Annotated in this window: 3 protein-coding genes; all 3 read left to right on the top strand. The window is 73.9% G+C overall.

Annotated features, from left to right (window positions below):
* Nucleotides 1–135 precede the first annotated feature (135 nt).
* Nucleotides 136–1,647, top strand: coding sequence for an Asp-tRNA(Asn)/Glu-tRNA(Gln) amidotransferase subunit GatB (gene gatB / locus ACZ4WV_RS35290; protein WP_465753180.1), 1,512 nt, complete (start codon nucleotides 136–138; stop codon nucleotides 1,645–1,647).
* A 283-nt stretch (nucleotides 1,648–1,930) separates the two neighbouring features.
* Nucleotides 1,931–2,089, top strand: a complete 159-nt coding sequence (locus ACZ4WV_RS35285) for a hypothetical protein (RefSeq protein ID WP_465753178.1) — start codon at nucleotides 1,931–1,933, stop codon at nucleotides 2,087–2,089.
* Nucleotides 2,090–2,223: 134 nt separating this feature from the next.
* Nucleotides 2,224–5,271: a helix-turn-helix transcriptional regulator gene (locus ACZ4WV_RS35280; RefSeq protein WP_465753176.1), complete on the top strand. Its 3,048-nt coding sequence runs from the start codon at nucleotides 2,224–2,226 to the stop codon at nucleotides 5,269–5,271.
* Nucleotides 5,272–5,404 lie beyond the last annotated feature (133 nt).

Below are 5,404 nucleotides of genomic sequence, written 5' to 3'. Positions count from 1 at the left end.
CCCCCCCCCCCCCCCCCCCCCCCCCCCCCCCCCCCCCCCCCCCCCCCCCCCCCCCCCCCCCCCCCCCCCCCCCCCCCCCCCCCCCCCCCCCCGGGCCCGTACCTCCCGAGTCTTTAAGAGTTGAGAAGGGACGCTGTGAGCGTCATGAACCTGGTCTCCTACGAGGACGCTCTCGCGTCGTACGACCCGGTGATGGGCCTTGAGGTCCACGTCGAGCTCGGCACCAAGACCAAGATGTTCTGCGGTTGCTCGACCGAGCTGGGCGCCGAGCCGAACAGCCAGACCTGCCCCACCTGCCTGGGCCTGCCGGGCTCGCTGCCGGTGGTCAACGCGGTGGGCGTGGAGTCGGCCGTCAAGATCGGCCTGGCGCTGAACTGCGAGATCGCCGAGTGGTGCCGGTTCGCGCGGAAGAACTACTTCTACCCGGACATGCCCAAGAACTTCCAGACCTCGCAGTACGACGAGCCGATCGCCTTCAACGGCTACCTCGACGTGCAGCTGGAGGACGGCTCGACCTTCCGGGTGGAGATCGAGCGCGCCCACATGGAGGAGGACACCGGCAAGTCCAGCCACGTCGGTGGCGCGACCGGCCGCATCCACGGCGCCACCCACTCGCTGCTCGACTACAACCGGGCCGGCATCCCGCTGATCGAGATCGTCACCAAGCCGATCGAGGGTGCCGGCGAGCGCGCGCCCGAGGTCGCCAAGGCGTACGTCGCCGAGCTGCGCGAGGTCATCCGCTCGCTGGGCGTCTCCGAGGCCCGGATGGACAAGGGCCAGATGCGCTGCGACGTCAACCTGTCGCTGCGCCCGAACGGCACCGAGACCTTCGGCACCCGTTCGGAAACCAAGAACGTCAACTCGCTCCGCAGCGTCGAGCGGGCCGCCCGGTTCGAGATCCGGCGGCACGCGACGGTGCTCACCGACGGCGGCACCATCGTCCAGGAGACCCGCCACTTCCACGAGGACGACGGCACCACCACCTCGGGCCGGATCAAGGACAACGCCGAGGACTACCGCTACTTCCCCGAGCCGGACCTGGTGCCGGTGGCCCCCGCCCGTGAGTGGGTCGAGGAGCTGCGCGCCGCCCTGCCGGAGCTGCCCCGGGTGCGCCGCGCCAGGCTGCAGGCCGAGTGGGGCCTGTCCGACAAGGACATGCAGTCGGTGCTCAACGCCGGTGCGGTGGAGCCGATCCAGGAGACCATCGCGGCCGGTGCCCCGGCCGACCAGGCCCGCAAGTGGTGGATGGGCGAGCTGGCCCGCCGCGCCAACGAGACCGGCACCGAGCTGACCGAGCAGCCGATCACCCCGGCGCAGGTCGCCCGGGTCGCCGCGCTGGTCGCCGAGGGCAAGCTGAACGACAAGCTGGCCCGTCAGGTCATCGAGGCCGTGCTGGCCGGCGAGGGCGAGCCGGACGAGGTCGTCGAGAAGCGCGGTCTGGCCGTGGTCTCGGACGACTCCGCGCTCGGTGCCGCCGTCGACCAGGCCATCGCCGACAACGAGGCGATCGCCGCCAAGATCCGCGACGGCAAGGTCCAGGCGGTGGGCGCGCTGGTCGGCGCGGTCATGAAGGCCACCCGCGGCCAGGCGGACGCCGCCCGCGTGAAGGACCTGATCCTGGAGCGGCTCGGCGTGGCAGGGCAGTAAGCCCCGGCCCGGGGAAGCCGGGGGCCCTCGGCCTGAGGGCCGCCTAGGCCGTAAACCCTGTCTTCCTAAGGAATCTAAGGCATCTAAGGCCCTCTAAGTAAGGCCTAAGGCCCGGTCTCACCTCCATATGGGGGTAAGACCGGGCCTTGAACCGTTTTCGGCACCCGATCTAAGGCATCCCGGCCCCTGAAGATCGGGCACGCTCCCGATGTGGCACCCCCGTCTGGGGGAGGAAGCTCTTACTCGTCAGCGGAACGCAGTGAAACCCGCAGGGGGAACCGAAGTGATCGAGTACGAGATCATCCAGCAGCACGCCCACGAGCTCGAGGCCCGCGCCGAGCACGAGCGCCTGGTACGCGAAGCCAAGCAGGCGAGCCGCTGGCTCCGCCGTCCGGTCGCCGCCCGCTTCCAGCGGCGTCCCGTGCGTCAGCCCGAATGCTGACGGTCCGGCACCACCGGGGTGCCGAAGGAGTTCCGGAGGGGGAGGCGCCGCAGGGGAGCGCCTCCCCCTCCGGGCGTTCGCCGCGGGAGATAACCCCTCCTCCCGCCGCCACCGGCTATGGCATGCTCGCCTCCATGCAGCAGATATCGGTCAGTCCCGTCTTCGTCGGCCGCGGCAGCGAGATCCTCGAACTGACCGACGCGCTGCGGCGGGCGGGCACCGGCAGCCCCCAGGCCGTCCTGATCGGCGGCGAGGCGGGCGTCGGCAAGACCCGGCTGCTGGAGGAGTTCCTGCAACGGGCCGGCGACACCGGAGCGGTCACCACCCTCGGCAGCTGTCTGGAGGTCGGCGCCGAGGGCCTGCCGTACGCGCCGCTGGCCGCCGCGCTGCGCCGACTGCACCGCTCGCTGGGCGCCGAACTGGAGGCGGCTGCGGCCGGCAGCGAGGGGCATCTCGCCCGGCTGCTCTCCGAGTTCGGCGAAACGGACGGTGAACCCAACGACGAGTACGGCCGGGCCCGGCTGTTCGAGCACACCGCGAGGCTGTTCGAACGGCTCGGCGCGGAGCGTACCCTCGTCCTCGCCGTCGAGGACCTGCACTGGTCCGACCGCTCCACCCGTGAGCTGCTGACCTTCCTGGTGCGCACGCTGCACCGCTCCCGGGTGCTGCTGGTCGCCACGTACCGCACCGACGACCTGCACCGCCGCCACCCGCTGCGCCCCTTCCTCGCCGAGCTCGAACGGCTGCGCACCGTCCAGCGGCTGGAGCTGGAGCGGTTCGGCCGCCGGGAGGTGGCCGCCCAGCTGGCCGGCATCCTCGGCACCACCGCCCCCGACCGCCAGCTGGTGGACCGCATCCACCGGCGTTCGGAGGGCAACCCCTTCTTCGTCGAGGAGCTGGCCACCGCCTTCCAGGACGGCTGCGGCGCCGGGCTGACCGACTCCCTGCGGGACATCCTGCTGGTCCGGGTCGAGGGGCTGTGCGAGGAGGCCCAGCGGGTGGTGCGGATCGCCGCCGAAGGCGGCTCGCACGTCGAGCACGCCCTGCTGGCCGCCGTGCTGGGGGACGACGAGGAGGAGCTGATCGAGGCGCTGCGGACGGCCGTCGGGGCCAACATCCTGCGCCCGGACAGCGAGGGCGAGGGCTACCGCTTCCGCCACGCACTGGTCCGCGAGGCGGTCTCGGACGACCTGCTGCCCGGTGAACGGCACCGGATCAACCGCAAGTTCGCGCTCGCCGTGGAGGCGCAGCCGCACCTCATCCCCGGGGACGCGCTGGCCGCCCGGCTGGCCAACTACTGGTACCAGGCGCACGATCCGGCCCGGGCCCTGCCGACCGCCCTGGACGCCGCCCGCGCGGCCCGCCGCCGCAACGCCTTCGCCGAGCAGCTCGGCATGCTGGAGCGCGCGCTGGAGCTGTGGGACATGGTCTCCGAGGAGGTGCTGGCGCACACCCTGCGCCCGTACGACTGGGCCGAGACCTACCCGCCCGGCTCCTGCGACCACGGGTCCGCCGGCGCGGACTGCGACCGCATCCAGCTGGTCGACGTGCTGGCCGAGGCGGTGGTCGCGGCCCGGCGCTGCGGGGACCGCGAGCGCGGTCTGAGCCTGGCCAAGCGGGGGATCCGGCTGGTCGACGAGGCCGAGCACCCGGCGCGCGCGGCCTGGTTCCGGATCAACCGGGCCCGGATGCTGGGCAACCTGCGCCGCTCCGGGGACGACGAGGAGATCGCCCGCGCGCACCGGCTGGTCGAGCACCTGCCGCCGTCCGCGGTGCAGGCCGAGGTGTTCGCGATGGCCGCCGCGACGGCCATGCTCAAGACGGCGGGCCCCGAGCACATCGAGCTGGCCGAGCGGGCGATCCGGATCGCCCAGCAGGTCGGCGCGCACTCGGTCGAGGTGCACGCCCGGATGACCCTCGGCGGCCTGCGCCACGGCGTGCAGGGCGACGCCGAGGGCGGGCTCGCCGAACTGGTCGCGGCGGTCGACGCGGCCCGCCGGCTGGGCGTGCCGGACGTCCTGCTGCGCGGCATCAACAACCTGGCCAGCGTGCAGCGCGGGCTGGGCCGGGCCGAGGAGGCCGTCCGGCTGACCCGGGAGGGCCTGGACTTCGCGGACGGCAACGGACTGCTGCGCAACATCGGCACGATCCTGACCGGCAACCTGGTCGAGGCGCTGCTCGACCTCGGGCGGACGCAGGAGGCCGCCGAGGTGCTCTCCGCCTGCGAGCTGAGCAGCCTGAGCAGCACCCACGCCGAGTTCCTGGACCGGCTGCGCGGCGAACTCGCCCTGCTGGAGGGTGACCTGCCCACGGCCGCGACCATGCTGGCGCAGGCCCGGGCGGCCAACCGGGTCGGCCAGGCGCAGCACAGCGTGCCGATCAGCCGGCTGGCGCTGCGGATCGCGGCGTACGGCGGGCGGCCGCTGGAGGCCCGGGCCGAACTGCTCGCCGCGCTGGCCGGGGACGGGCGGATCGGCCACGAGTTCGACGTCTACCCGCTGTTGGCGGAGGCCGCCGGGACGGAGGCGGACAGCCGCGGCCTGCCGGAGGCCGAGGCGGGCCGGGCCGAGGCGCTGGCCACGATCGCCACGGCGGCCGCCGAACTGCGGCCCAGAGCGCCGCTGCACCACGGCTGGGCCCGGCTGCTGGACGCCGAACTGGCCCGCGCCCGGGGCGCGGACACGCCGGAGCAGTGGGCCGATGCGGTCACCGGGCTGCGGGAGGCCGCGCTGCCGTACCCGCTGGCACTCGCCCTGCTGCGGGCCGGTGAGGCCGAGGTGCAGGCCGGGCGGCGCGAGGCGGCGGCCGAACTGCTGCGCGAGGCGGCCGAACTGGCGGCGGTCCGGGGTGACCGGCCGCTGGGGGCGCGGATCGGCGCCCTGGCCGAGCGGGCCGGGCTGAGCCTGGTCCCGGCGGGGCGCCCGGCCGTCGCGGCCGCGCCGAGCGGGGCCCGGGGGGAGTCCTTCGGCCTCACCCCCCGTGAGCGGGACGTGCTCCGGTTGCTCGCGCGCGGCTGGACCAACCGGCAGATCGCCGAGGAGCTGTACATCTCTCCGAAGACCGCAAGCGTGCACGTGTCCAACATCCTGGGCAAGCTCGGGGTCGGCGGCCGCGGCGAGGCGGCCGCGCTGGCCCACCGGCTGCGATTGTTCCCCGATGACCTGGCCCCCGTGGGCCGCTGAAACCGCAGGTCGTGGGGGGGTCCCGGACGGGCGGAGGGAGGGACGGGGGGGGGGGGGGGGGGGCGGTGGGTTGTTTCTTTTGCCGTTGGTTGGGCCCCCCCCCCCTCTCATCCCCCAAACAGGCGACCCCCTT

This window comes from Kitasatospora sp. NPDC029312, assembly GCF_055569215.1.
Note: the sequence above shows the minus strand (reverse complement) of the source record. Positions and strands in the feature narration are given on the sequence as shown.

Excerpts from the sequence above, each read along its gene's own strand:
- ACZ4WV_RS35280 (WP_465753176.1), top strand. The coding sequence starts at position 2,224 with ATGCAGCAGATATCGGTCAGTCCCGTCTTCGTCGGCCGCGGCAGCGAG.